22 protein-coding genes are annotated in these 23332 nt (G+C 61.1%); 15 read left to right on the plus strand and 7 right to left on the minus strand.

The window, feature by feature from the left end; all coding sequences use genetic code 11:
• The first annotated feature begins 595 nt into the window (after positions 1-595).
• The 3 genes from BJQ17_RS29990 (at position 596) to BJQ17_RS13265 (ending at position 2760) form a co-directional block, all read left to right on the plus strand.
• On the plus strand, positions 596-997 hold the full coding sequence (locus BJQ17_RS29990) for a hypothetical protein (RefSeq protein ID WP_054904073.1): 402 nt from the start codon (positions 596-598) through the stop codon (positions 995-997).
• A gap of 50 nt (positions 998-1047) precedes the next feature.
• Complete coding sequence (locus BJQ17_RS13260) at positions 1048-2049, plus strand: hypothetical protein (RefSeq protein WP_061202907.1); 1002 nt, start codon at positions 1048-1050, stop codon at positions 2047-2049.
• Positions 2050-2286: 237 nt separating this feature from the next.
• Complete coding sequence (locus tag BJQ17_RS13265) at positions 2287-2760, plus strand: Rha family transcriptional regulator (protein ID WP_054903677.1); 474 nt, start codon at positions 2287-2289, stop codon at positions 2758-2760.
• 598 nt (positions 2761-3358) lie between these two features.
• Here BJQ17_RS13265 and nadB read toward each other — a convergent pair.
• The gene (gene nadB / locus BJQ17_RS13270) at positions 3359-4966 is read right to left on the minus strand and encodes an L-aspartate oxidase (protein WP_070096173.1); all 1608 of its coding nucleotides are present in this window, start codon (positions 4964-4966) and stop codon (positions 3359-3361) included.
• 436 nt (positions 4967-5402) lie between these two features.
• On the opposite strand from nadB, the gene rpoE reads away from it, so the two are divergent.
• The 10 genes from rpoE to pdxJ all read left to right on the plus strand — a co-directional run bounded on the left by rpoE (position 5403) and on the right by pdxJ (position 15420).
• Complete coding sequence (gene rpoE / locus BJQ17_RS13275) at positions 5403-5984, plus strand: RNA polymerase sigma factor RpoE (RefSeq protein ID WP_003252049.1); 582 nt, start codon at positions 5403-5405, stop codon at positions 5982-5984.
• A gap of 33 nt (positions 5985-6017) precedes the next feature.
• A complete protein-coding gene (locus BJQ17_RS13280; protein WP_003252050.1) occupies positions 6018-6608 on the plus strand; it encodes a sigma-E factor negative regulatory protein in 591 nt (196 codons plus the stop codon).
• Between the two features lie 12 nt (positions 6609-6620).
• Positions 6621-7586: a MucB/RseB C-terminal domain-containing protein gene (locus BJQ17_RS13285; RefSeq protein ID WP_003252052.1), complete on the plus strand. Its 966-nt coding sequence runs from the start codon at positions 6621-6623 to the stop codon at positions 7584-7586.
• Between the two features lie 205 nt (positions 7587-7791).
• Complete coding sequence (locus tag BJQ17_RS13290) at positions 7792-9195, plus strand: DegQ family serine endoprotease (protein ID WP_003252054.1); 1404 nt, start codon at positions 7792-7794, stop codon at positions 9193-9195.
• A gap of 180 nt (positions 9196-9375) precedes the next feature.
• Positions 9376-11175 carry a translation elongation factor 4 gene (gene lepA / locus BJQ17_RS13295; protein ID WP_010952535.1) on the plus strand — a complete coding sequence of 600 codons (1800 nt, stop codon included), beginning with the start codon at positions 9376-9378 and terminating at the stop codon, positions 11173-11175.
• Positions 11176-11180: 5 nt separating this feature from the next.
• Positions 11181-12035: a signal peptidase I gene (lepB, locus tag BJQ17_RS13300; RefSeq protein ID WP_003252057.1), complete on the plus strand. Its 855-nt coding sequence runs from the start codon at positions 11181-11183 to the stop codon at positions 12033-12035.
• 163 nt (positions 12036-12198) lie between these two features.
• The gene (gene rnc / locus BJQ17_RS13305) at positions 12199-12888 is read left to right on the plus strand and encodes a ribonuclease III (RefSeq protein ID WP_003252059.1); all 690 of its coding nucleotides are present in this window, start codon (positions 12199-12201) and stop codon (positions 12886-12888) included.
• Entirely contained in the window at positions 12881-13783 is a 903-nt protein-coding gene (gene era, locus BJQ17_RS13310) for a GTPase Era (protein WP_003252061.1), read from the plus strand. The genes rnc and era overlap by 8 nt, the downstream gene beginning before the upstream one ends.
• A 169-nt stretch (positions 13784-13952) precedes the next feature.
• The gene (gene recO / locus BJQ17_RS13315) at positions 13953-14636 is read left to right on the plus strand and encodes a DNA repair protein RecO (RefSeq protein WP_019752453.1); all 684 of its coding nucleotides are present in this window, start codon (positions 13953-13955) and stop codon (positions 14634-14636) included.
• A gap of 61 nt (positions 14637-14697) precedes the next feature.
• Entirely contained in the window at positions 14698-15420 is a 723-nt protein-coding gene (gene pdxJ, locus BJQ17_RS13320) for a pyridoxine 5'-phosphate synthase (RefSeq protein ID WP_012053601.1), read from the plus strand.
• Between the two features lie 65 nt (positions 15421-15485).
• On the opposite strand, the gene BJQ17_RS13325 is transcribed toward pdxJ, so the two are convergent.
• Together BJQ17_RS13325 and BJQ17_RS13330 are read right to left on the minus strand one after the other, a co-directional pair.
• A complete protein-coding gene (locus tag BJQ17_RS13325; protein ID WP_054888637.1) occupies positions 15486-16868 on the minus strand; it encodes a heavy metal sensor histidine kinase in 1383 nt (460 codons plus the stop codon).
• Positions 16865-17539 carry a heavy metal response regulator transcription factor gene (locus tag BJQ17_RS13330; protein WP_003252070.1) on the minus strand — a complete coding sequence of 225 codons (675 nt, stop codon included), beginning with the start codon at positions 17537-17539 and terminating at the stop codon, positions 16865-16867. Before BJQ17_RS13330 ends, BJQ17_RS13325 begins: the two co-directional genes overlap by 4 nt.
• Positions 17540-17849: 310 nt before the next feature.
• Between BJQ17_RS13330 and BJQ17_RS13335 the strand changes: the two genes are divergently transcribed.
• Positions 17850-18053 carry a hypothetical protein gene (locus tag BJQ17_RS13335; RefSeq protein ID WP_003252072.1) on the plus strand — a complete coding sequence of 68 codons (204 nt, stop codon included), beginning with the start codon at positions 17850-17852 and terminating at the stop codon, positions 18051-18053.
• Between the two features lie 69 nt (positions 18054-18122).
• Here the strand turns inward: BJQ17_RS13335 and cmoB are convergent, their stop codons facing one another.
• The 4 genes from cmoB to lon form a co-directional block, all read right to left on the minus strand.
• On the minus strand, positions 18123-19079 hold the full coding sequence (gene cmoB, locus BJQ17_RS13340) for a tRNA 5-methoxyuridine(34)/uridine 5-oxyacetic acid(34) synthase CmoB (RefSeq protein WP_004575433.1): 957 nt from the start codon (positions 19077-19079) through the stop codon (positions 18123-18125).
• Positions 19076-19819 (minus strand): carboxy-S-adenosyl-L-methionine synthase CmoA, encoded by a 744-nt coding sequence (cmoA, locus tag BJQ17_RS13345; protein WP_070096174.1) that lies wholly within the window; start codon positions 19817-19819, stop codon positions 19076-19078. Before cmoA ends, cmoB begins: the two co-directional genes overlap by 4 nt.
• Positions 19820-19908: 89 nt before the next feature.
• A complete protein-coding gene (locus tag BJQ17_RS13350; protein ID WP_003252079.1) occupies positions 19909-20301 on the minus strand; it encodes a protease inhibitor I42 family protein in 393 nt (130 codons plus the stop codon).
• Between the two features lie 151 nt (positions 20302-20452).
• Positions 20453-22870 (minus strand): endopeptidase La, encoded by a 2418-nt coding sequence (gene lon / locus BJQ17_RS13355; protein ID WP_003252103.1) that lies wholly within the window; start codon positions 22868-22870, stop codon positions 20453-20455.
• 194 nt (positions 22871-23064) lie between these two features.
• On the opposite strand from lon, the gene BJQ17_RS32115 reads away from it, so the two are divergent.
• Positions 23065-23193: a hypothetical protein gene (locus BJQ17_RS32115; RefSeq protein ID WP_256559617.1), complete on the plus strand. Its 129-nt coding sequence runs from the start codon at positions 23065-23067 to the stop codon at positions 23191-23193.
• Positions 23194-23332 lie beyond the last annotated feature (139 nt).

Below are 23332 nucleotides of genomic sequence, written 5' to 3' on the forward strand. Positions count from 1 at the left end.
AGATATGTCAGTCTTGTCTACTGTATTCCCTCGACCAGCTCGAACCCAGCTCATCGAGTTGCGTCGTGCCCTTAGTGACCATCGCTCCAACTTCAGGACCTACAAGGCTGGACAGGTCACCTTCGATATGGACGGTGTGGCCCAACGGGTCCTCGCTAAGTGTCCCCAAAAGACTCTCGACCGTTTGAACCAACTACTTGAACAAGGGTTGTGTCTTCAAGCCATCGCCTCGACTCACTTGAGGATTCCATTAAGCGGCTCTGAAGGAATCTCACTCACAACTTAAAGGCGTCCGTCAAGACTGTCGTTAAAAACCCTCACTATGGGTAAGACAGGAAGACCAACAACAAAATAATTTCCTCGACCCTGCACAACAGCCGTCGCCACGGTTGATCCAGTAGCGAGCTAACGCTGCGCCCTTCGATGCCCTTCAGGCTTGCCATGTCCTGAATCAGCGTCATCAACACCACTTGAAACCCAGAACCTTTTGATCGTCCTTGAAGATGCCCGCGAAGGCTTTCTCCTTGGCCGTCTGGTCGTGCGCGTCTATGGCGCAAGGACGAATCAAAGGGTCCCCAATAGGAGAACCCAAACCATGAAAATCACTATCACGAAAGTCCTGAAGAACGAAGTCACCGTGTCGGGCCAGACCCTGAACCGTGAGTACGTCGAGAACATCATGTTGCCCATGCTGGTCGCCCAATGCGGGACCGTTAAGGGCCAGCAATTCGAGATCGTTAAGGCGTTCGATGAGGCCGGTCTGTCGCTCCAAGCGATTCCCGTAGTTGCCCGAGAGTACCGCCAAGACCAATACCAGAAGGCCCAAGAGAAGGCTCAGAGAGAGGCTGAGGCCCGTTGGCATCAAGAGCGCTGCCGTGAGTACACACCTCGTGAGATCGCCCAAGCGAAGGCCGATAAGGAAGCCCGAGCCGCTGCCATTCGTGAGCATGGTGCCCGTATCCGTGCTGCCTCCCGTGCCAATAGCGCTGGCTGGTAACAGCACCTCGACACACAACCACTTCATTCATCTATTCAGGAGAAACAACCATGACTAAGCCATTCCAGTACACCAAACCTTCGACCTACACCACCGCCATCACCGATGAGCACACTGGGTCGATTCGATTCAACACTGCTGATGTTCGCCCAGAGACCCAAGCGGCCACCGATGTGTCCGTCTATGTAGAGGCCCTCGTGGAAGCCGCTGAGGACTACTTGAACGGCGATGAGTGGCGAGAGGCTGCCATGGAGGCAACCCCTTGCGAGTTCCGTCCGGCTGGCTCTGAGGCCACTGGGCAACAAATCATCACCATGGCCGACCGCTCTGTCACCTTCGACCCTCGTAAGAACTGGGATAACCAGACCGTCGAGAAGGGCGAGGTCCTGGCCGGTTCTGTGATCTTCACCGAGGCGACCGACAAGGCATTGGTCATCAGCCACCGAGCTACGATCTTTGACCACAACCTGATGGCAGGCTTCACCGTCCAGTCTATGGAGCAAACCGCTGACAAGATGCTTCGTGACATTGAGCACAGCGCAGCCGGTAAGGTCGCTGCCATCTTGGCGACTGCCCCAAGCACTGAGAGCGTCTCTGAGGCCAAACCAACGGGTAAGCCTGCTGAGATCGCTGAGGACCTCATCGACATCCTCACGACCCACGTTAACCAGACTGTAGGGACCTCGCTGAGCGACTTCGTGATCCTGCTGCCCGTGTCACTGGTGGCTGTTCTTGAGCGTGCTGCTCAACGTGCTGGTCAGGACTCTATCGAGGACCTCATTGGCGCGGGCGTACAGCCGTACACTGGGACCGACCACGGCGTCTTCATGTTGCCCAAGCTTTTCACCTCGCTGAGCTACCGTGAGCGCCAAGACGGTAGCATCTGGAAGATTGAAGCGACTCGCAACCCAAACGCCCAAGGCTGGGACCTTGAGATCGTGGCTGTGGTGGACATCATCGCCAATGGCATGGTCAAGGTAGCTCTGACCGAGGATCGTCTTCAGACCGTTCAAGTGCCGTTCCCGCTGGTCACTCGCATTGCCCTGAGCTGATCGAAGGGAAACCCTGAGCTGATCTAAGGGAAACCCTGATAGCCCCGTAAGGCCGGACCTAAAGAGGGACCGGCAGGGGCACAGCTTCACCTATCCGCATCATCGCCCGTCGCTGGGCATCTATCTAACCGAAAGTCTTTCTGTTTGTTCCTTCATGCCACCGGCAGAACCCTTGGTCGGGTCTTTCGGCTGCCGGTGGGAGCGAACTTGAGGGAGCAAACAAGAGGAAAACAGACTATGACCATGACCACCAATACAGCGACCATCTTCGAGAACATCTCCAAGGCCGGAGCGGTATCCTCAACGACTCTCAACGGCTTACCCGGTATGTCGTCCTTGGAGATCGCTGAGATCACCGGTAAGCGCCATGACCATGTACTCAGAGACATCCGAAAGATGCTCAACGAGCTGGAAAGGGAGACCCCAAATCTGGGGGCACCTCAATGGGTCGAGGCCAGCTACCAGTCCAGTCAAAGCAAGTTATTACCGCTGACCATCCTCGACAAAGAGCTGACCTTTACGCTGCTCTCCCGGTATTCCTTCAAGCTGTCCAACATGATCGTCAAGCGCTGGCTTGAACTGGAAGGCTCAGGGTTTGAACGTGTGTCGATACAGGCTGCTGTGGTTCACCTGCTCGAACGAGAGAAGGACAACTATCGAATCGCAATGAGGGACATCAAGGCCGCTGCAAGGCGTCTCAAGGCCCGCTGAGGTCGTTGATTGATACTTCCTCAAACGAAGCGTGACGGGCTATGCTCAATAGCTAAGTTGCCCACAAAAAGGTCCCGCGATGAGTGTCACACTGTGCTACACCTACAAGGGCAAACGGGTAGTCACTAAGGTGCCTGTCCAGTCTCTGACACCACATGCGGCGCTATGCTATGCCTTGCTTCAATCAGGCGCTTCTAATGACCAATCTCAAGGGAGTTGGCCGCATACCTATGAGCGCCTCCTTGAGGTAGCCCTGCAACACGAACTCACAGACGTTCGCTTTCACAAGTCACTCTAACCCTTCAAGGAGAACCCCATGGACCACCTACAGGCCCTCTACTGGGTCTGTCTGGCCGTTCAACTGGGGTTCTGGTTGTGGTCGCATAGGCCCCCTTGAGAATCTGACAGAAAAATCTGAAAGGTCACCATTACAAGACTTCCCGCGCAGGCTCCCCCGTAGGCCCTCGCATGGGTGCCCGTGGGCGCGTTAAGGACCCTCGCGGGCAGGCGATAAGGACCCCAGCGATGGGACAAAGATGCGCCAAAGCTGTAACAAACCGGGGCCTTACCGTGCTACGCTGAGGCTTCCTAACGTGCCTCATTCGGTCGGTGTAAGGATCGTATCCTTCGCTTCTGAAAGCAGCCCTGGATAGTCCAGCGTGTAGTGGAGACCCCGAGATTCCTTGCGTTGCATGGCTGACCTAATCATCAGCTCCGCTACCTGAGCAAGGTTCCTCAGTTCGATCAGGTCCCTACTTACTCGGTAGTTGCTGTAGAACTCGTCGATTTCATCCAGCAGCAGGCGAATGCGGTGCTGGGCCCGCTGCAGGCGCTTGCTGGTGCGCACGATGCCGACGTAGTCCCACATGAAGCGCCGCAGTTCGTCCCAGTTGTGCGCAATGATCACGTCCTCGTCCGAGTCGGTCACCTGGCTGGCGTCCCAGCCGGGCAGGGCCTTGGGCATGGCCACTTGCCCCAGGTGCGCCTGGATGTCGGCAGCGGCGGCGCGACCGTATACGAAACATTCCAGCAGCGAGTTGCTGGCCATGCGGTTGGCGCCGTGCAGGCCGGTGAAACTGGTTTCGCCGATGGCATACAAGCCAGGCACATCGGTGTGGCCGCAGTCGTCGACCATCACCCCGCCGCAGGTGTAATGCGCCGCAGGCACCACCGGGATCGGCTGACGGGTGATATCGATGCCAAAGGCCAGGCAGCGCTCGTACACGGTGGGGAAGTGGCTCTTGATGAAATCTGCGGGCTTGTGAGTGATGTCCAGGTATACGCAGTCCACGCCCAGGCGCTTCATCTCGTGGTCGATGGCGCGGGCCACGATGTCCCGTGGGGCCAGCTCTTCGCGTGGGTCGAAGCGTGGCATGAAACGTTCGCCGTTGGGCAGGCGCAGCAGGGCGCCCTCGCCGCGCAGGGCTTCGGTGATCAGGAAGCTCTTGGCCTGCGGGTGATACAGGCAGGTCGGGTGGAACTGGTTGAATTCCAGGTTCGCCACTCGGCAGCCGGCCCGCCAAGCCATGGCGATACCGTCGCCGCAGGCACCATCGGGGTTGCTGGTATAGAGGTAGACCTTGGCCGCACCGCCCGTGGCCAGCACGGTGAAGCGCGCGCCGAAAGTGTCCACCTCGCCGGTGTTGCGGTCGAGCACGTAGGCGCCCAGGCAGCGTTCGCCGGGCAGGCCCAGGCGGCGTTCAGTGATCAGGTCGACCGCCACCCGCTGCTCCAGCAGCTGGATGTTCGGGCGCTGGCGAGCCTGTTCCAGCAGCGTGGTGAAAATTGCCGCGCCGGTAGCGTCGGCGGCATGGATGATGCGCCGGTGGCTGTGGCCCCCCTCACGGGTGAGGTGGAACTCGAATCCGCCATCGTCGACGCTGTAGTGCTCATCGCGGGTGAAGGGCACGCCTTGTTCGATCAGCCACTGGATCGCTTCGCGGCTGTGCTCGACGGTAAAGCGCACTGCGTCTTCATGGCACAGCCCGCCGCCGGCATTGAGGGTGTCCTCGACATGCGACTGCACAGTATCGGTATTGTCCAGCACTGCAGCGACGCCGCCCTGGGCCCAGAAGGTCGAGCCGTTGGACAGGTCGCCCTTGCTCAATACGGCAACGCGAAGGTGGCTGGGGAGGTTAAGTGCCAGGCTGAGACCGGCGGCACCGCTGCCGATCACCAGGACATCATGTTGGAATTGTTGGCTCATGTCGGGACACTAGTAATCTTTGGGAGGGGCACGGCACAATGGTCACGCGCGGATGGCATTGTGAAACTATCGTTAAACGTGGCCGGGATGCCTTTATAGCAGCCCCGGGTGGCCAATTTCCATGCTACCTGCCAGGTTGCGACGACCTTTGTGGGAACTTTCCGACATCGCCGGAAATCCTATGAAGGCTGCCCGTACGCCACAATTTGCCGCGGCGACGCAGGGCGGCAGGCCTTTCCGGGCTTTACCCCTGCGTATTTGAAACCTGATTATCGACGTAGCCGGCCGTGACCGCGCCGCGTCTTCCGTGCAAGCCGACCAAGGGCTGCAGGAAACTTGCTTGGAGGGGAGAACTTTTGCGCAAAGCCCGAGTCTATGTTTGCAAGCCTGAGCGATGGCTGATGCAACGCTCCTTCGAGTTCACTGAGGAGTGTTCATGCTAACCCAGGAAGAGGATCAGCAGCTTGTCGAGCGCGTTCAGCGCGGCGACAGGCGAGCTTTCGATCTGTTGGTGTTGAAGTATCAGCACAAGATTCTCGGGTTGATCGTGCGGTTTGTCCACGATACCCACGAGGCCCAGGATGTAGCACAGGAAGCCTTCATCAAGGCCTACCGTGCGCTTGGCAACTTCCGCGGCGACAGTGCGTTTTATACGTGGCTGTACCGCATCGCCATCAACACGGCGAAGAATTACCTGGTGTCCCGTGGAAGACGGCCGCCAGACAGTGATGTGAGCTCCGAGGATGCGGAGTTTTACGACGGCGATCATGGTCTCAAGGATCTCGAGTCCCCAGAGCGCTCGTTGTTGCGGGATGAAATCGAAGGCACTGTCCATCGCACCATCCAGCAACTGCCCGAAGACCTGCGTACGGCATTGACGCTACGCGAGTTCGACGGGCTGAGTTACGAAGACATTGCCAGTGTCATGCAATGTCCGGTGGGTACCGTGCGCTCTCGAATCTTCCGCGCTCGGGAGGCCATAGATAAAGCCCTGCAGCCGTTGTTGCAGGAAACCTGAGACAGCGGCGACAGCGCCAAGAGAGGAACCGCCATGAGTCGTGAAGCTTTGCAGGAATCGCTGTCCGCGGTGATGGATAACGAAGCGGATGAACTGGAACTGCGTCGGGTGTTGAACGCCGTCGACGACGCCGAAACCCGTGCCACCTGGTCGCGTTACCAGGTTGCCCGTGCAGCCATGCACAAGGAGCTGCTGCTGCCTAACCTGGATATCGCCTCGGCGGTGTCCGCGGCGCTGGCCGACGAAGCCGTGCCAGCCAAGGTCAAGAAAGGCCCTTGGCGCAGCATTGGCCGCCTGGCGGTAGCCGCCTCGGTTACCGTCGCGGTACTGGCCGGTGTGCGTATGTACAACCAGGACGAGATCACGGGTGCAGAGCTTGCTGCCCAGCAGCCTGTCCAACAGGGCCTGAGTGTGCCACAAGCGCAAGGCCCGGCCGTTTTGGCAGGCTATAGTGAGAGCAGTGAGCAACCGACCGGGCCGATGGCCAATGGCGTGCTGCAGAACCAGGCCGGCTGGGATCAGCGTCTGCCAGGTTACCTGCGCCAGCATGCCCAGGAATCTGCGCTCAAGGGCACTGAAACCGCATTGCCGTATGCCCGCGCCGCCAGCCTGGAAAACCGTTAAGTAAGGAGGATCATGCGCGCGCTACCTCTCCTGTCGCTGCTGATTGGCAGCTGCATGACGGTGCCAGCATTGGCGGCCAATTCTTCGCCTGAGGCGAGTGAGTGGTTGAACAAGCTGGCACAGGCCGAGCAAAAACAGAGCTATCAAGGGTCGTTCGTCTACGAACGCAACGGCAGTTTCTCCTCCCACGACATCTGGCACAGGGTCGACGACGGCAAGGTCAGCGAGCGGCTGTTGCAGCTTGATGGCGCCGCCCAGGAAATCGTGCGCGTGGATGGCAAGGTGGAGTGCGTCAGCGGGGCCTTGGCCAGCGGTGTCACGGCGCCGCCGGATACCGCGCCGCGTGTGCTTGATCCGCTGAAACTGATGGGCTGGTACGATTTGAGTGTGGCAGGCAAGTCACGGGTCGCCGGGCGCGATGCCGTGATCATTACGCTAACGCCACGCGACCAGCATCGCTATGCATTTGAATTGCATCTGGACCGTCATTCGGGTTTGCCGCTGCGTTCGTTGATGCTCAACGACAAGGGGCAGTTGCTGGAACGCTTCCAGATGACCCGTCTCGATACCGATGATGTCCCCAGCGACGCAGACCTGCGCCCAGGTGCTGCCTGCAAGCCGGTGCAACATGTGGCCGCCGGCAGCAATGATACCGTCGCGGGTTGGCGTTCGGACTGGCTGCCACCCGGTTTCGAGCTGGTCAACAGCTCGGTACGCCGTGATCCCAAGCGCAACAGTTCGGTCAGCAGCTTGATGTATGACGACGGCCTGGCGCGTTTTTCGGTGTTCATCGAGCAAGTGAGCGATGATGGCGGCACCGACATGCGCACCCAGTTAGGCCCGACCTCGGCAGTCTCGCGTCGCCTGAACACACCCAAGGGCAAGGTGATGGTGACCGTGGTTGGCGAAATTCCGCTGGGTACGGCAGAGCGCGTTGCCCTGTCGATGCGCCCCCAGGATGCCCAGGCGCGCCAGTAATGGCGCGCTTTTGCGTGCCGAGCCAAGGTGGGCGGGTATACGGCTGAAATGAAATTAAAGCATTGTCATTTGCAATCCATCGGCAAATTTTCTATAGGTCAGGCTTTGAAGAGCCTGGCCTTTCTGCGTTGTGCAGGGGTCTTTCCAAACTACCGCTCGTTGTGACGGGAGTCGTATGTCAATACCACGCTTGAAATCCTACCTAATGATGTTCGCTGCTGTGCTGATGCTCGGCCAAGTCCTCACCGCCCAGGCCGAGGAAGCCCTGCCGGACTTCACCACCCTGGTGGAGCAGGCTTCGCCGGCGGTGGTCAACATCAGTACCAAGCAGAAGCTGCCTGACCGCCGAATCGCCGCAGGCCAGATGCCGGACCTGGAAGGCCTACCGCCGATGTTCCGCGAGTTCTTCGAGCGCAACATGCCCCAGCAGCCGCGCTCGCCGCGCGGCGACCGCCAGCGCGAGGCGCAGTCGCTGGGCTCGGGTTTCATCATCTCCAGTGATGGCTACGTGCTCACCAATAACCATGTGGTGGCCGATGCCGACGAGATCATCGTCCGCCTGTCGGACCGTAGCGAGCTCCAGGCCAAGCTGGTGGGTACCGACCCGCGTACTGACGTGGCGCTGCTGAAGGTCGATGGCAAGAATTTGCCAACGGTGAAATTGGGTGACTCCGAGAAGCTCAAGGTGGGCGAGTGGGTACTGGCCATCGGTTCGCCGTTCGGCTTCGACCATTCGGTGACCAAAGGTATCGTCAGCGCCAAGGGCCGGACCCTGCCCAATGACACCTACGTACCGTTCATCCAGACCGACGTGGCCATCAACCCGGGTAACTCCGGCGGCCCCCTGTTCAACATGAAAGGCGAAGTGGTGGGGATCAACTCGCAGATCTTCACCCGTTCTGGCGGTTTCATGGGGCTGTCGTTCGCCATCCCGATTGACGTGGCGATTGATGTCTCCAACCAGCTGAAGAAAGACGGCAAGGTCAGCCGCGGCTGGCTGGGCGTAGTGATTCAGGAGGTCAACAAGGACCTGGCTGAATCGTTCGGTCTGGACAAACCGGCGGGCGCCCTGGTGGCCCAGGTGCTGGAAAACGGCCCGGCAGCCAAAGGCGGCCTGCAGGTGGGCGACGTGATCCTCAGCATGAACGGCCAGCCAATCGTCATGTCGGCCGATCTGCCGCACCTGGTTGGCAGCCTCAAGGATGGCGAGAAGGCCAGGCTGGAAATCATCCGCAACGGCAAGCGCCAGAACCTGGACATCAGCGTCGGCGCACTGCCGGATGACGACGTTGAGATTGGCGCTGGCACCGAAGGTGGCGCCGAGCGCAGCAGCAACCGCCTGGGTGTATCGGTCGCCGACCTGACCGCCGAGCAGAAAAAGTCCCTGGAGCTCAAAGGTGGCGTGGTCATCAAGGAAGTGCAGGATGGCCCGGCAGCCATGATCGGCTTGCGCCCGGGTGATGTCATCAGCCATCTGAACAACCAGGCTATCGGTTCGGCGAAGGAATTCACCGAAATCGCCAAGGAACTGCCGAAGAACCGTTCCGTGTCGATGCGCGTGCTGCGTCAGGGCCGCGCCAGCTTCATCACCTTCAAGCTTGCTGAATAAGCGGTTTCGCTAGGCGAAAGGGCAGCTTCGGCTGCCCTTTTTCATGAATCTTCACAATTGCCGGAATGATTGCTGTGTACAGTCGGACAGAGGAATCTCCCATAACCCAGCAGCTTAAGGTACAATTCCCGGCTATTTTTCGGCGGGCGTCCGGCTCGCAGCCTTTTCGAGTGTTGACCCGTGAGTGATTTGAGTCATATCCGCAATTTCTCCATCATCGCCCACATCGACCATGGCAAGTCGACGCTGGCTGACCGTTTCATCCAGATGTGCGGTGGCCTGTCGGCGCGCGAGATGGAAGCCCAGGTGCTCGATTCCATGGACCTGGAGCGTGAGCGCGGTATCACCATCAAGGCCCACAGCGTCACCCTTCACTACAAGGCGCAGGACGGCAAGACCTACCAGCTGAACTTCATCGATACCCCCGGCCACGTCGACTTCACCTACGAAGTTTCGCGTTCGCTGGCTGCCTGTGAAGGGGCACTGCTGGTGGTTGACGCCGGTCAGGGCGTGGAAGCCCAGTCCGTAGCCAACTGCTACACCGCCATCGAGCAGGGCCTGGAGGTCATGCCGGTCCTGAACAAGATGGACCTGCCCCAGGCCGACCCGGACCGCGTCAAGGACGAGATCGAGAAGATCATCGGTATTGATGCCACCGACGCCGTGGCCTGCAGCGCCAAGAGCGGTATGGGCGTTGACGAGGTGCTCGAGCGCCTGGTGCACACCATCCCCGCGCCAGAAGGTGAGATCGATGCACCGCTGCAAGCGCTGATCATTGACTCCTGGTTCGACAATTACCTGGGTGTGGTCTCGCTGGTGCGTGTGCGCCAGGGCCGCGTCAAGAAAGGCGACAAGATCCTGGTCAAGTCCACCGGCAAGGTGCACCTGGTCGACAGCGTCGGTGTCTTCACCCCGAAGCACACCCAGACCGCTGATCTGAAAGCCGGCGAAGTAGGCTTCATCATCGCCAGCATCAAGGACATCCACGGTGCCCCGGTTGGCGACACCCTGACCCTGTCCTCGACCCCTGAGGTCGAGGTGTTGCCAGGCTTCAAGAAGATTCAGCCGCAGGTCTACGCTGGCCTGTTCCCGGTCAGCTCCGACGACTTCGAGGATTTCCGCGACGCTCTGCAGAAGCTGACCCTGAACGACTCCTCGCTGCAGTACATGCCGGAAAGCTCCGACGCGCTGGGCTTTGGCTTCCGTTGCGGTTTCCTGGGCATGTTGCACATGGAGATCATCCAGGAGCGCCTGGAGCGCGAATACGACCTGGACCTGATCACCACCGCACCCAGCGTGATCTATGAGCTGGAGTTGAAAACCGGCGAAACCATCGTCGTCGACAACCCGTCCAAGCTGCCGGACGTCTCGGCTGTAGCCGACTTCCGCGAGCCGATCGTCACCGCGACCATCCTGGTTCCGCAGGAGCACCTGGGCAACGTCATCACCCTGTGCATCGAGAAGCGTGGCGTACAGCGCGACATGCAGTTCCTCGGCAGCCAGGTGCAGGTGCGTTACGACATGCCGATGAACGAAGTGGTGCTCGATTTCTTCGACCGCCTCAAATCCACCAGCCGCGGCTATGCTTCGCTGGATTATCATTTCGATCGCTACCAGTCGGCCAACCTGGTCAAGCTGGACGTACTGATCAATGGCGACAAGGTCGATGCCCTGGCATTGATCGTGCACCGCGACAACGCGGCCTACAAAGGCCGTGCGTTGACCGAGAAGATGAAGGAACTGATCCCTCGGCAGATGTTCGACGTAGCGATCCAGGCAGCCATTGGCGGCCAGATCATTGCGCGGACAACCGTCAAGGCGCTCAGAAAGAACGTACTGGCCAAGTGCTACGGCGGTGACGTCAGCCGTAAGAAGAAGCTGCTGGAGAAGCAGAAGGCCGGTAAGAAACGCATGAAACAGGTGGGCAATGTGGAAATTCCACAAGAAGCCTTCCTCGCCGTGCTCAGGTTGGATAGCTAGGTCCTATGTCGCTAAATTTCCCGCTGTTGCTAGTCATCGCCGTCTTCATCTGCGGTCTGCTGGGCTTGATCGACCTGCTGTTCCTGGCCCCGCGCCGGCGTGCGGCAATCGCCAACTATCAGGGCAGCGTCAGCCAGCCTGAGATGGCGGTGGTCGAACGGCTGAACAAGGAGCCGTTGCTGGTCGAGTACGGCAAGTCGTTCTTCCCGGTGCTGTTCATCGTGCTGGTGCTGCGTTCGTTCCTGGTCGAGCCGTTCCAGATCCCTTCGGGATCGATGAAACCGACCCTGGAAGTGGGCGACTTCATCCTGGTGAACAAGTTCTCGTATGGCATTCGCCTGCCGGTGATCGACAAGAAGGTCATCGAGGTCGGTGACCCGCAACGCGGGGATGTGATGGTGTTCCGCTACCCGAGTGACCCGAATGTCAACTACATCAAGCGTGTGGTTGGCCTGCCGGGCGACGTAGTCCGCTACACCAACGACAAGCGGCTGTTCGTCAACGGCCAGCCCGTTGCCGAACAACTGGTGGGCAGCGAGCCGGGTACCCTGGGCAGTGCTCAGCTGTACAAGGAAAAGCTCGGCGCGGCCGAACACCTGATCCGCAAGGAAATGAGCCGTTATCGCATGCCGCCGGACCAGCAGTGGACCGTGCCTGCAGGCCATTACTTCATGATGGGCGACAACCGCGACAACTCCAACGATAGCCGTTTCTGGGATGACCCGAACATTCCCAAGGAACTGCACGGCATGGTTCCGGACCGGAACATTGTCGGCAAGGCCTTCGCGGTGTGGATGAGCTGGCCAGAGCCCAAACTCAGCCACTTGCCCAACCTGTCGCGGGTTGGCCTGATCCATTGATACCCATCGGCGCTGTCCAGCAGACAGCGCCGAATGCATTTCTGACATAGGCTGTGTTCTCAGGGATCGGGAGATTCGCCACACATCAATCGGCGGACCACAGCCAAACAGTCTTTCAGGATGTTGATTTGAACAACGCGTTGAACAACGATCGGGTGGCCGCATGAGTGCTTCCCTTGCCGGTCTGGAGCGAAAGCTCGGTTACACCTTCAAGAACCAGGACCAGATGCTCCTGGCACTGACCCATCGCAGTTACGCCGGGCGCAACAATGAGCGCCTGGAGTTCCTCGGTGACGCCATTCTCAACTTCGTTGCCGGCGAAGCGCTGTTCGAGCGTTTTCCGCAGGCTCGCGAAGGCCAGTTGTCGCGGCTGCGTGCGCGGTTGGTCAAGGGGGAGACCCTGGCCCGTCTGGCCCGTGGTTTTGATCTGGGCGATTACCTGCGCCTGGGTTCCGGAGAACTCAAGAGCGGCGGCTTTCGCCGCGAGTCGATCCTGGCCGACGCCCTGGAGGCACTGATTGGTGCCATCTACCTGGACGCTGACATGGACACCGCCCGGGAGCGCATTCTGGCCTGGCTGGCCGATGAGTTTGAAGGCCTGACACTGGTCGACACCAATAAAGATCCGAAAACCCGCCTGCAAGAGTTCCTGCAGTCGCGCAGCTGTGAGCTGCCGCGTTACGAAGTCGTGGATATCCAGGGTGAACCACACTGCCGGACCTTCTTCGTCGAATGCGAAGTGGTACTGCTGAACAACAAGAGCCGTGGTCAAGGCGTTAGCCGGCGTATTGCCGAGCAAGTCGCCGCCGCGTCTGCACTGATCGCCCTGGGCGTGGAGAATGGCAATGACTGATAGCAACCCGACCCGCTGCGGCTACGTAGCCATTGTTGGCCGTCCCAACGTCGGCAAGTCGACCCTGCTCAACCACATCCTGGGCCAGAAGCTGGCGATTACTTCGCGAAAGCCGCAGACCACCCGCCACAACATGCTCGGCATCAAGACCGAAGGTGATGTGCAGGCCATCTACGTCGATACCCCCGGTATGCACAAGGCCAACGACAAGGCCCTGAACCGTTACATGAACCGCAATGCCTCGGCGGCCCTCAAGGACGTCGACGTGGTGATCTTCGTGGTCGACCGTACCAAGTGGACCGACGAGGACCAACTGGTGCTGGAGCGCGTGCAATATGTGACCGGCCCGCTGATCATCGCGGTCAACAAGACCGACCGTATGGAAGAGAAAGCCGAGCTGATCCCGCACCTGCAGTGGCTGCAAGAGCAGCTGCCGAACGCCGAGGTGATGCCGATTTCCGCACAGCAGGGGCACAATCTCGAGGCGCTGGAAGCACAGATCGCCAAGCACCTGCCCGAGAACGATCATTTCTTCCCCGAAGACCAGATCACCGACCGTAGCAGCCGCTTCCTGGCCGCCGAACTGGTGCGCGAGAAGATCATGCGCCAGTTGGGTGCGGAGTTGCCGTACCAGATCACCGTGGAGATCGAAGAATTCAAGCAGCAGGGCCATGTGCTGCACATTCACGCGTTGATCCTGGTTGAACGCGATGGCCAGAAAAAAATCATCATTGGTGACAAGGGTGAGCGCATCAAGCGCATCGGTTCCGAGGCGCGCAAGGACATGGAAGTGCTGTTCGATTCCAAGGTCATGCTCAACCTGTGGGTCAAGGTAAAGGGCGGCTGGTCCGACGACGAGCGCGCCCTGCGTTCGCTGGGCTACGGCGACCTGTAAGCCGCGCGCTGGTCCCTGTAGGAGCGGCCTTTTGTCGCGATAGGGCTGCGCAGCAGCCCCGGCGATTTATGCTGCGAAGCTAAAAATCTGGGGCCGCTTTGCGGCCCTTTTCGCGACACAAGGCCGCTCCCACAAGGGCCAGTGCAACCCTCGGCGCGAGTGATTTTTAATGGAACAACCTGTCGGCCAGCCAGCCTACGTGCTGCACAGCCGTGCCTATAAGGAAACCAGCGCGCTGGTGGACTTTTTCACCCCGCAGGGCCGCATGCGCGCCGTGCTGCGTCGCGCGCGGGGTAAGGGCGGTAGCCTGGTGCGGCCGTTCGTCCTCCTGGAGCTAGAGCTGCGGGGGCGCGGCGAGCTGAAGAATGTCGGCCGCATGGACAGCAACGGCATCGCCGCCTGGCTGCATGGCGATGCGCTGTTCAGCGGGTTGTACCTGAATGAGTTGCTGATGCGGCTGCTGCCCGCCGAAGCACCGTTTCCGGCCATTTTCGAGCACTACACCCTGACCTTGCAGGCCCTGGCTGAAGGCCGCCCGCTGGAACCTCTGCTGCGTTCGTTCGAATGGCGGCTGCTTGATGAGCTCGGGTATGCGTTTTCATTGCGCCAAGACGTCAACGACCAGCCGATCGCCGCCGACGGCCTGTATCGCCTGCGCGTGGATGCCGGCCTGGAGCGGGTCGAGCTGTTGCAGCCCGGCCTGTTTCGCGGGATCGAGTTGCTGGCCCTGGCTGAAGCCGACTGGGACGCACCCGGCGCCTTGCTCGCTGCAAAGCGGCTGATGCGCCAGGCACTGGCAGTTCACCTGGGGGCAAAACCGCTGGTCAGCCGGGAACTGTTTCGCAAGCGCTGATCAGGACGTATGCTGTTGGGCTCAATCTTCAGGAGAGCCTTTCGTGACTCACAGCAACCGCATGCTTCTTGGCGTAAACATCGACCACGTGGCGACCCTGCGCCAGGCCCGTGGCACGCGCTACCCTGACCCGGTCAAGGCTGCCCTGGACGCCGAGGAAGCAGGCGCCGATGGCATCACCGTGCACCTGCGTGAAGACCGCCGGCACATCCAGGAGCGTGACGTTGTGCTGCTCAAGGATGTGCTGCAGACCCGCATGAACTTCGAGATGGGCGTCACCGAAGAGATGATGGCCTTTGCCGAGAAGATTCGCCCGGCGCACATCTGCCTGGTACCCGAAACCCGTCAGGAACTGACCACTGAAGGTGGCCTGGATGTGGCAGGGCAGGAAGCGCGGATCAAGGCTGCAGTCGAACGGCTGGCGCGTACCGGTGCCGAGGTGTCGCTGTTCATCGACGCCGACGAACGGCAGATCGAGGCCTCGCGTCGGGTTGGCGCACCGGCCATCGAGCTTCACACCGGCCGTTATGCCGATGCCGAAACCCCCACCGAAGTGGCTGAAGAGCTCCAGCGGATCGTCGAGGGTGTGGCGTTTGGCGTGGGGCATGGGCTGATCGTCAATGCGGGTCACGGGCTGCACTACCACAACGTCGAGGCGGTGGCGGCGATCAAGGGTATCAATGAGCTGAACATTGGCCATGCGCTGGTGGCGCATGCCTTGTTTGTCGGCTTCAAGGCTGCTGTGGCCGAGATGAAGGCGCTGATCGTGGCGGCTTCGCGCTGATTGTTGGCCGCCTGTACCAGCCTCTTCGCGGGCAAGCCCGCGAAGAGGCCGGTACAGGCGGCCGATCACTCGGCAGGAAACACCAGGGTAAACCGGGTAGGCCCCAGGGGGCTGCTGCTGACCTCGACCCGCCCGCCATGCAACTGCATGATCGACTTCACGATCGCCAACCCCAACCCGGTCCCGCCCTCCAGCCGCGAACGCCCTGAACCTACCCGGTAAAACCGCTCGAACAAGCGCGACTGGTGCTCAGCAGGCACACCCGGCCCCTGGTTCTCCACGGATAGCCTGACTTCGCTGCCCGAGCGTTCGATGCGCAGAGCCACGGGTTTACTCTCGGGACTGTGCCGTATGGCGTTGCTCAACAGGTTCGACAGTGCCCGCTGAAACATCAGCCGGTCTCCCAGCGCTGTCCCCCAGCCCTGAACACGTAGCTCAATTTCTTTCAGCTCGGCACTGTAGGCAAACAGCTCGACAACCCGCGCTGCCTCGTCGGACAGCGCCAAGGGTTTCAACGCAACCTGCGTATGCGGCTGGCTGACCTGGGCAAGAAACAGCATGTCGTTGATGATGCGGTTGAGCCGGGTCAGCTCTTCGATGCTGTCTTCAAGCACTTCCCGATAGTTGGCGTTGTCCCGCTCACGGGCCAGTGTCACCTGCGCCTTGCCCATGAGGTTGCTCAACGGTGTGCGCAGTTCATGGGCCAGGTCGTCAGAGAACTGCGACAGCTGCCTGACACCTTGGTCGAGTCGATCGAGCATCACGTTGATACTGCCGGCCAGGTCTGCCAGTTCCTGCGGCAGGGCGGTAGCGGGCAGGCGATGCTGCAGGTCCTGGGCCGACACCTGCCCGGCAATGCGCCGGAAGTGCCGCAATGGTTTCAGGCCGCGCTGCATCAGCCACCATGCCCCCGCACCAATCAAAACCAGTAGCAGTGGCAAGGCGAGCAACGTCGAGTGCAGGTAGGCTTGCAGCAGGGCGTTGTCGTCGGCGCGGTTGAGCGACATCATCACCTTGACAGGGGTGTTGTCGCGCAGGCGCATCAGCCGGGTAACGGTGAGGATCTGGTTACCGCCGCTGTCACGCCAGGCGTGAAAGGTCAGGCGCGCATCGGTGTGCAGTTCACCGACCCGCGATTCCAGGGCCGGGCCGAGGCTGAGCAGGTGGGGGTGGCGGCCGTCGAGAGCCAGCACACTGAGGCTTAGGTTGTCATGCCCCATCACCAGGTCCAGCAGTGGATGGGCGCGGCTGCCCAGGTCCTCGCTGCGCAGGTCGACACGCAGGTTGTGCTCGACCTGAAGCATCTTGCGCGCCAAATCCTTGCGCGCGCGGCTGTCCAGTTCGTGATCCAGGGCAAACACGGCCAGGCAGGCCAGCAGCAGCACCAGTGCGGCGCCCATCAATGTCACGCTCAGGCCCAGGCGTAACGACAGGCTGGCATTTTTCAAAGGCGAGCCTCAAGTACGTAGCCCACACCACGCAGGGTATGGATCAGCTTGTTGTCGAACGGGTCGTCGATCTTCGCCCGCAGGCGCCGGATCGAGACCTCGACCACGTTGGTGTCGCAGTCGAAGTTCATGTCCCACACCAGCGAGATGATCTGCGTGCGCGACAACACTTCGCCAGTCTGGCGCATTAGCAGGTGCAGCAGGGCGAACTCCTTGGCGGTCAGGTCGATGCGCTGCCCGGCGCGGTAGGCGCGGTGGCGGCCGGGGTCCAGTTCCAGGTCAGCGACGCGCAGGGTGCTGGGCTGCAGTTGCTGGTCGTTGCGGCGTAGCAGGCTGCGGATGCGCGCCAGTAGCTCAGGGAACTCAAAGGGCTTGAGCAGGTAGTCATCCGCGCCCAGGTCCAGGCCTTTTACCCGGTCGGCCAAGCGACCGTGGGCGGTCAGCATCATGATGCGCGTGGCCGATTCGGCACGTAGCCGCTGTAGCACGGTCCAGCCATCGATTTCGGGCAGGTTGACGTCGAGAATGACCAGGTCATAGGCCTGTTGGCGTGCCAGGTGCAGGCCATCGGTGCCTGTGTGGGCGCAGTCGACCACGTAACCGTTCTCGCGAAGGCCCTGTTGCAGGTAGTCGGCGGTACGCAGCTCGTCCTCGATGATCAGTAGGCGCATGGGGGGCTCGGTGTATTGAAAGGGGGCGATTCTTGACCCTGTAGTGACATCAGGGTCAAGCGCCCCAATGTTACGGCATGAAAAAAGGCCTGCGGTGCAGATAACGGATTTGTAATTCTGCTGTTATCTGGCTGTCTGTTCGGGCCTCTTCGCGGGTAAACCCGGGCCTGTAGGAACGGGTTTACCCGTGAAGAGGCCCGAACAGTCCACACAAGGCCACATTGCAGGACTGTAATCCCCGCCTCACCTTGCCGTTAGCCAGCCCTCGCTAGGATGGCCGTGTCTGATCGGTTATTACGAGGCAAACACGATGAACCTGACCAAATACCTGCTGTTGGCCACCCTTGCCCTGGGCAGCGCCAGTGTTTATGCCGAGGGCGGTGCGGAGCGCTCGAAGCAGTTCTGGCAAGCCTTCCGCGAAGACCAGCAGCGACTGCATGGCGACAAGCAACAGGCTGTTGCCGAGCGCGAGCGCAAGGCGCAAGAGAAGGCGCGTGAGGTGGCCAAGGATTGAAGTAACGACACCTGCGCCGCGACGGCTCCTCGCCGCAGGTGTATTCAGGCGCCCCTGCGGGCGCCTTTTTTATTTGCGCGCCAGTAGGGTGGCGCGGCGTGGGGCAGGCAGGCCTTCGACGGTCTTGCTGTGGTCGTTCGGGTCGAGGAAGTCGCTCAGCGACTGGTAGCGCATCCAATCGGTGCTGCGCTGCTCCTCGACGCTGGTCACGCTCACGTCGACGCAGCGCACATCGCTGAAGCCGGCACGGCGCAACCAACGGGCCAACGCCGGTACCGACGGCAGGTACCAGACGTTGCGCATCTGCGCGTAGCGGTCCTCAGGCACCAGCACCTGGTTTTCGTCGCCCTCGATAACCAGCGTTTCCAGCACCAGCTCGCCACCTTTGACCAGGCAGTCCTTGAGCGCCAACAGGTGCTCGATGGGCGAGCGGCGGTGATAGAACACGCCCATGGAAAACACGGTATCGAAACCTTCAAGGTTGGCGGGCAGGTCTTCCAGGGCGAACGGCAGGTGCCAGGCCGGTAACTCCGGCAGGTATTGCTGCACGGCCTGGAACTGGCAGAAGAACAGCCAGTTGGGGTCGACCCCAACCACCATGTCGGCGCCGGCGCCGAGCATGCGCCATTGGTAGTAGCCATTGCCGCAGCCCACGTCGAGTACGCGTTTGCCTTTGAGGTCCAGGTGCGGGCCGACCCGCGACCACTTCCAGTCCGAACGCCATTCGGTGTCAACGTGCACGCCAAACAGGTCGAATGGCCCCTTGCGCCAGGGCGACAGGCCCATCAGTGCCTGGCGCATCTGCGCGCGGGTGGCGTCGTCGCAGTCGCAATCCAGACGCAACCCGTTGACCAGGTCGACTTCACTGGGTTGCAGGGCGGGCAGGGCTTCCAGCGCCCCGCGCCAGCGGTCGAGGTCACCGTGACCCTTTTCCAGCTTGGCGTCGAGTTGCGCTTGCAGGCCTTGCGACCAGGAAGCCAGGGGCGTGCCCGCCAGGCGGCGGACGAGGGGAGACAGATCGATCATGGCAGGGCTATCAACGAGGCGAAGTTAAGGCATTGGAACCAAGGCACCACTTTCGAGAAGCCGGCTGCGCGCAGGCGTTCCTGGTGGGTTTCGAGTGTATCGGGCTTCATCACGTTTTCGATGGCACTGCGCTTCTGGGCGATCTCCAGTTCGCTGTAGCCATTGGCCCGTTTGAAATCCAGGTGCAGTTCATTGAGCAGGTCCTGCGCTTGCTCATCGGCGAAGCGCAGCTTCTCCGACAGAATCAGCGCGCCGCCGGGCAGCAGCGCCTGGCGGATTCGCCCGAGCAGTTCAAGGCGCTGGTCAGGGGCAATGAACTGCAGGGTGAAGTTCATCGCCACTACCGAGGCCGGCTCGAAGGGCAGGGCAAGGATATCGGCCTCCAGCACGTGCACCGGCAGCAACACCTGGAACATCGAATCTTGTGCAGTGAGGTACTGCCGGCAGCGCTCGACCATGGCAGCGGAGTTATCCACCGCGATTACCCTGCAGCCGTCGCTGCGCACATGGCGACGCAGCGACTGGGTAACGGCGCCCAGCGATGCGCCCAGATCGTACAGTGCGGTGCCTGGCTGGGCGAACCGGGCGGCCAGAACCCCGAGGTTCTCGACAATGGTTGGGTAACCGGGCACCGAGCGCTTGATCATGTCCGGGAACACACGTACGACGTCTTCGTTGAAGACGAAGTCGGGCACCTGCTCCAGGGGTTGGGAGAAAAGGCGGTCGGGTTGTTTGCTCACGGCGAATCCAGGCGGCTGGTGATAGGCAGGGGGCGCATTCTAGCCAAACCGCAGCCGGGATGCATGGTTGGCTGACCAGCGCTGTGCGTTCAATTGACCCGAATGGCGCAATCGAAGGTCTGCACCGGGCGCACTTCCGGGGCCCAGGGTTGCTGGTAGACCAATACCAGGTTCCCTTCGCCGGCAGCGCGGGCCTGGAAGCGCCAGGTCGACATGCCCGAGCTGCCGACGATACCGGTGTCTTCAGGCGCGCTGTAAACCTCGGGGCCAAGGCTTTGCAATACGTTGGGCGCCGGGTTCTGTAACAGCCAGCGGTAGCCGGTGGTGGGGTTGCTGGGCAGGGTAAGCGTGAGGACCTGACCGACCTGCAGGCGCTTTGGGCATTCGCTTTCGGCGTCCAGGTCAACAGGCTGCGAGGGTTGTTGAGCGCAGGCAGAAAGCAGGGCGAAGCTCAGGGGAACGAGCAGACGAGGAGAGGTCATGGTGGCTCCGAAGGCTGGCGATGGCCTGAGGATAACCGATGATCGAGGACATTTGTGTTGCCTGTGCCGGCCCTTTCGCGAGTAAGCCCGCGCCTGCAGGGATAGCGTACCCGTGCAGGCGCGGGCTTGCCCGCGAAGAGGCCGGTACAGGCTAGAACAGCACTTTCGCCACGTCGGCAAAGCGCTTGGCGAAATGCACTGTCAGGCCTTCGCGCAGGTAGTCCGGCAGTTCTTCGAAGTCGCCGCGGTTGGGCTCCGGCAGGATCAGTTCGAAAATCTTCTGCCGCCGCGCCGCAATCACCTTCTCGCGCACGCCGCCAATCGGCAGTACCTGACCGGTGAGGGTCAGCTCGCCCGTCATGGCGACACCCTTTTTGGCAGGCTGGTCGCGGGCCAGTGAAAGCAACGCGCTGGCCATTGTGATGCCGGCACTGGGGCCGTCCTTGGGGGTTGCGCCTTCGGGCACGTGCAGGTGGATGAACGCTTCGTTGAAGAAACCAGGATCCCCGCCAAATTGCTTGAGGTTGGAGCTGATGTAGCTGTAGGCAATTTCGGCAGACTCCTTCATCACGTCACCCAGTTTGCCCGTCAGCTTGAAGCCGCGGTTTTGTGTGTGGATGCGGGTCGCCTCGATCGGCAGCGTGGCGCCGCCCATGCTGGTCCAGGCCAGGCCGGTGATAACGCCTTTGCCAGCCAGTACCTGCTCGCTGCGGAACACCGGTATGCCGAGAGCGGTCTCCAGGTCTTTGGTGCCGATCTTAAGTTTGGCGTCGGGGTTTTCCAGCAGCTTGACCACGGCCTTGCGCACCAGTTTGCCCAGTTGCTTCTCCAGCTGGCGCACACCGGCCTCGCGGGCATAACCGTCGATCACCAGGCGCAGGGCGCTGTCGCTGATGCTGAGGCTGGTCTTGGAAACGCCGGCCTTTTCCAGCTGTTTGGGCCACAGGTGGCGCTTGGCGATGGTCATTTTTTCTTCGGTGATATAGCCGGACAGGCGGATCACTTCCATGCGGTCGAGCAACGGCCCGGGTATCGAATCGAGGGTGTTGGCAGTGCACACGAACAGCACCTTGGACAAGTCCAGGCGCAGGTCGAGGTAGTGGTCGAGGAAGTCGACGTTCTGCTCGGGGTCGAGGGTTTCCAGCAACGCTGATGCCGGGTCACCCTGATAGCTCTGGCCCATCTTGTCGATTTCGTCGAGCATGATCACCGGGTTCATCACTTCGACGTCTTTCAGGGCCTGCACCAGCTTGCCGGGCTGGGCACCGATGTAGGTGCGGCGATGGCCCTTGATCTCGGCTTCGTCACGCATGCCGCCGACGCTGAAGCGATAGAATGGCCGGCCGAGCGATTCGGCGATGGACTTGCCGATGCTGGTCTTGCCCACACCGGGCGGGCCCACCAACAGCACGATCGAGCCGCTGATCTCGCCTTTCCAGGCGCCCACGGCGAGGAACTCGAGGATGCGCTCCTTGATGTCGTCGAGGCCAGCGTGGTACTGGTCGAGGACTTTGCGCGCATGTTTGAGGTCGAGCTTGTCTTTGCCGTACACGCCCCACGGCAGGGCGGTGGCCCATTCCAGATAGTTGCGGGTGACGGCGTATTCGGGCGAGCCGGTTTCCAGGATGGCCAGTTTGCCCATCTCTTCATCGATGCGCTTGCGTGCCTGGGGCGGCAGGGTCTTGCCTTCCAGGCGCTGTTCGAACTGTTCGAGGTCGGCGCTGCGGTCGTCCTTGGTCAGCCCCAGCTCCTGCTGGATGACCTTGAGTTGTTCCTTGAGGAAGAACTCGCGCTGGTGCTCGCCGATCTGCCGGTTGACCTCGGCCGAAATTTCGTTCTGCAAGCGTGCGACTTCCACCTCTTTGCGCAGCATTGGCAGTACCTTTTCCATGCGTTTGAGCATGGGCACGCAGTCGAGCACTTCCTGCAACTGGTTGCCGGTGGCCGAGGTGAGCGCGGCGGCGAAGTCGGTGAGCGGCGAGGGGTCGTTGGGGCTGAAGCGGTTGAGGTAGTTCTTCAGCTCTTCGCTGTACAGCGGGTTGAGCGGCAGCAGCTCCTTGATCGCGTTGATCAGTGCCATACCGTAGGCTTTGACCTCGTCGGTCGGCTCGGCGGGCTGGCGCGGGTATTCGACTTCGACCAGGTAGGGCGGGCGGTGGTGCTTGAGCCAGTTGCGGATACGCACCCGGGACAGGCCCTGGGCGACGAACTGCAATTTGCCGTTTTCGCGGCTGGCATGGTGCACCTTGACCAGCGTGCCGTACTGCGGCAGTGCCGAGGTGTCGAAGTGGCGGTGGTCTTCTGGCGGGGTGTCCATGAAGAACAGCGCCAGGCAGTGGTCCGGTGACTTGGCCACCAGATCGAGCGTTTCGGCCCAGGGTTCTTCATTGACGATGACCGGCAGTACCTGGGCCGGGAAGAACGGGCGGTTGTGGATCGGGATGACGTAGACCTTGTCCGGCAGCTGCTGGCCGGGCAGGGCGAGGGCGTGGCCGGTTTCGGCCTGGAGGGTGTGTTCGACTTCGCTGTGTTCGTCCGGGTGTTCCGGGAAATCCTGCTGGTCGCTCATGGGGCACCTGCGTGAATGACTATGGTGCTTAGATGGGGCGGGAGGGGATGGGTTTCAATGGTATGGGAGTGGCCTTGTGTCGCGATTGGGCTGCGCAGCAGCCCCAGCATCCATCCAGCATTCTAGAGCGTTGGGGCCGCTACGCGAGCCAATCGCGACACAAGGCTCCACAAGGACTGCGCCAGGCTTTAGATGTGGACGGCGACTTTCAACGCTTCCAGCGCCGGCTCGACCTTGATGCCCAGCGCTGCACCCAGCTCCATTACCCAGGGTTGATGGGCGGGTTTGCGGTGATGATGTTTCTCGACACTGCGCTGGGCTGAGGCTGAACACCGGCCTGTGGGAGCGGCCTTGTGTCGCGAAAGGGCCGCGAAGCGGCCCCGGCATTATTTGCATCGACGCTGAAACCCCGGGGCTGCTGTGCAGCCCTTTCGCGACGCAAGGCCGCTCCCACACGGATCT

Source organism: Pseudomonas sp. NBRC 111139, assembly GCF_001753955.1.
Lineage (GTDB): Bacteria > Pseudomonadota > Gammaproteobacteria > Pseudomonadales > Pseudomonadaceae > Aquipseudomonas > Aquipseudomonas alloputida.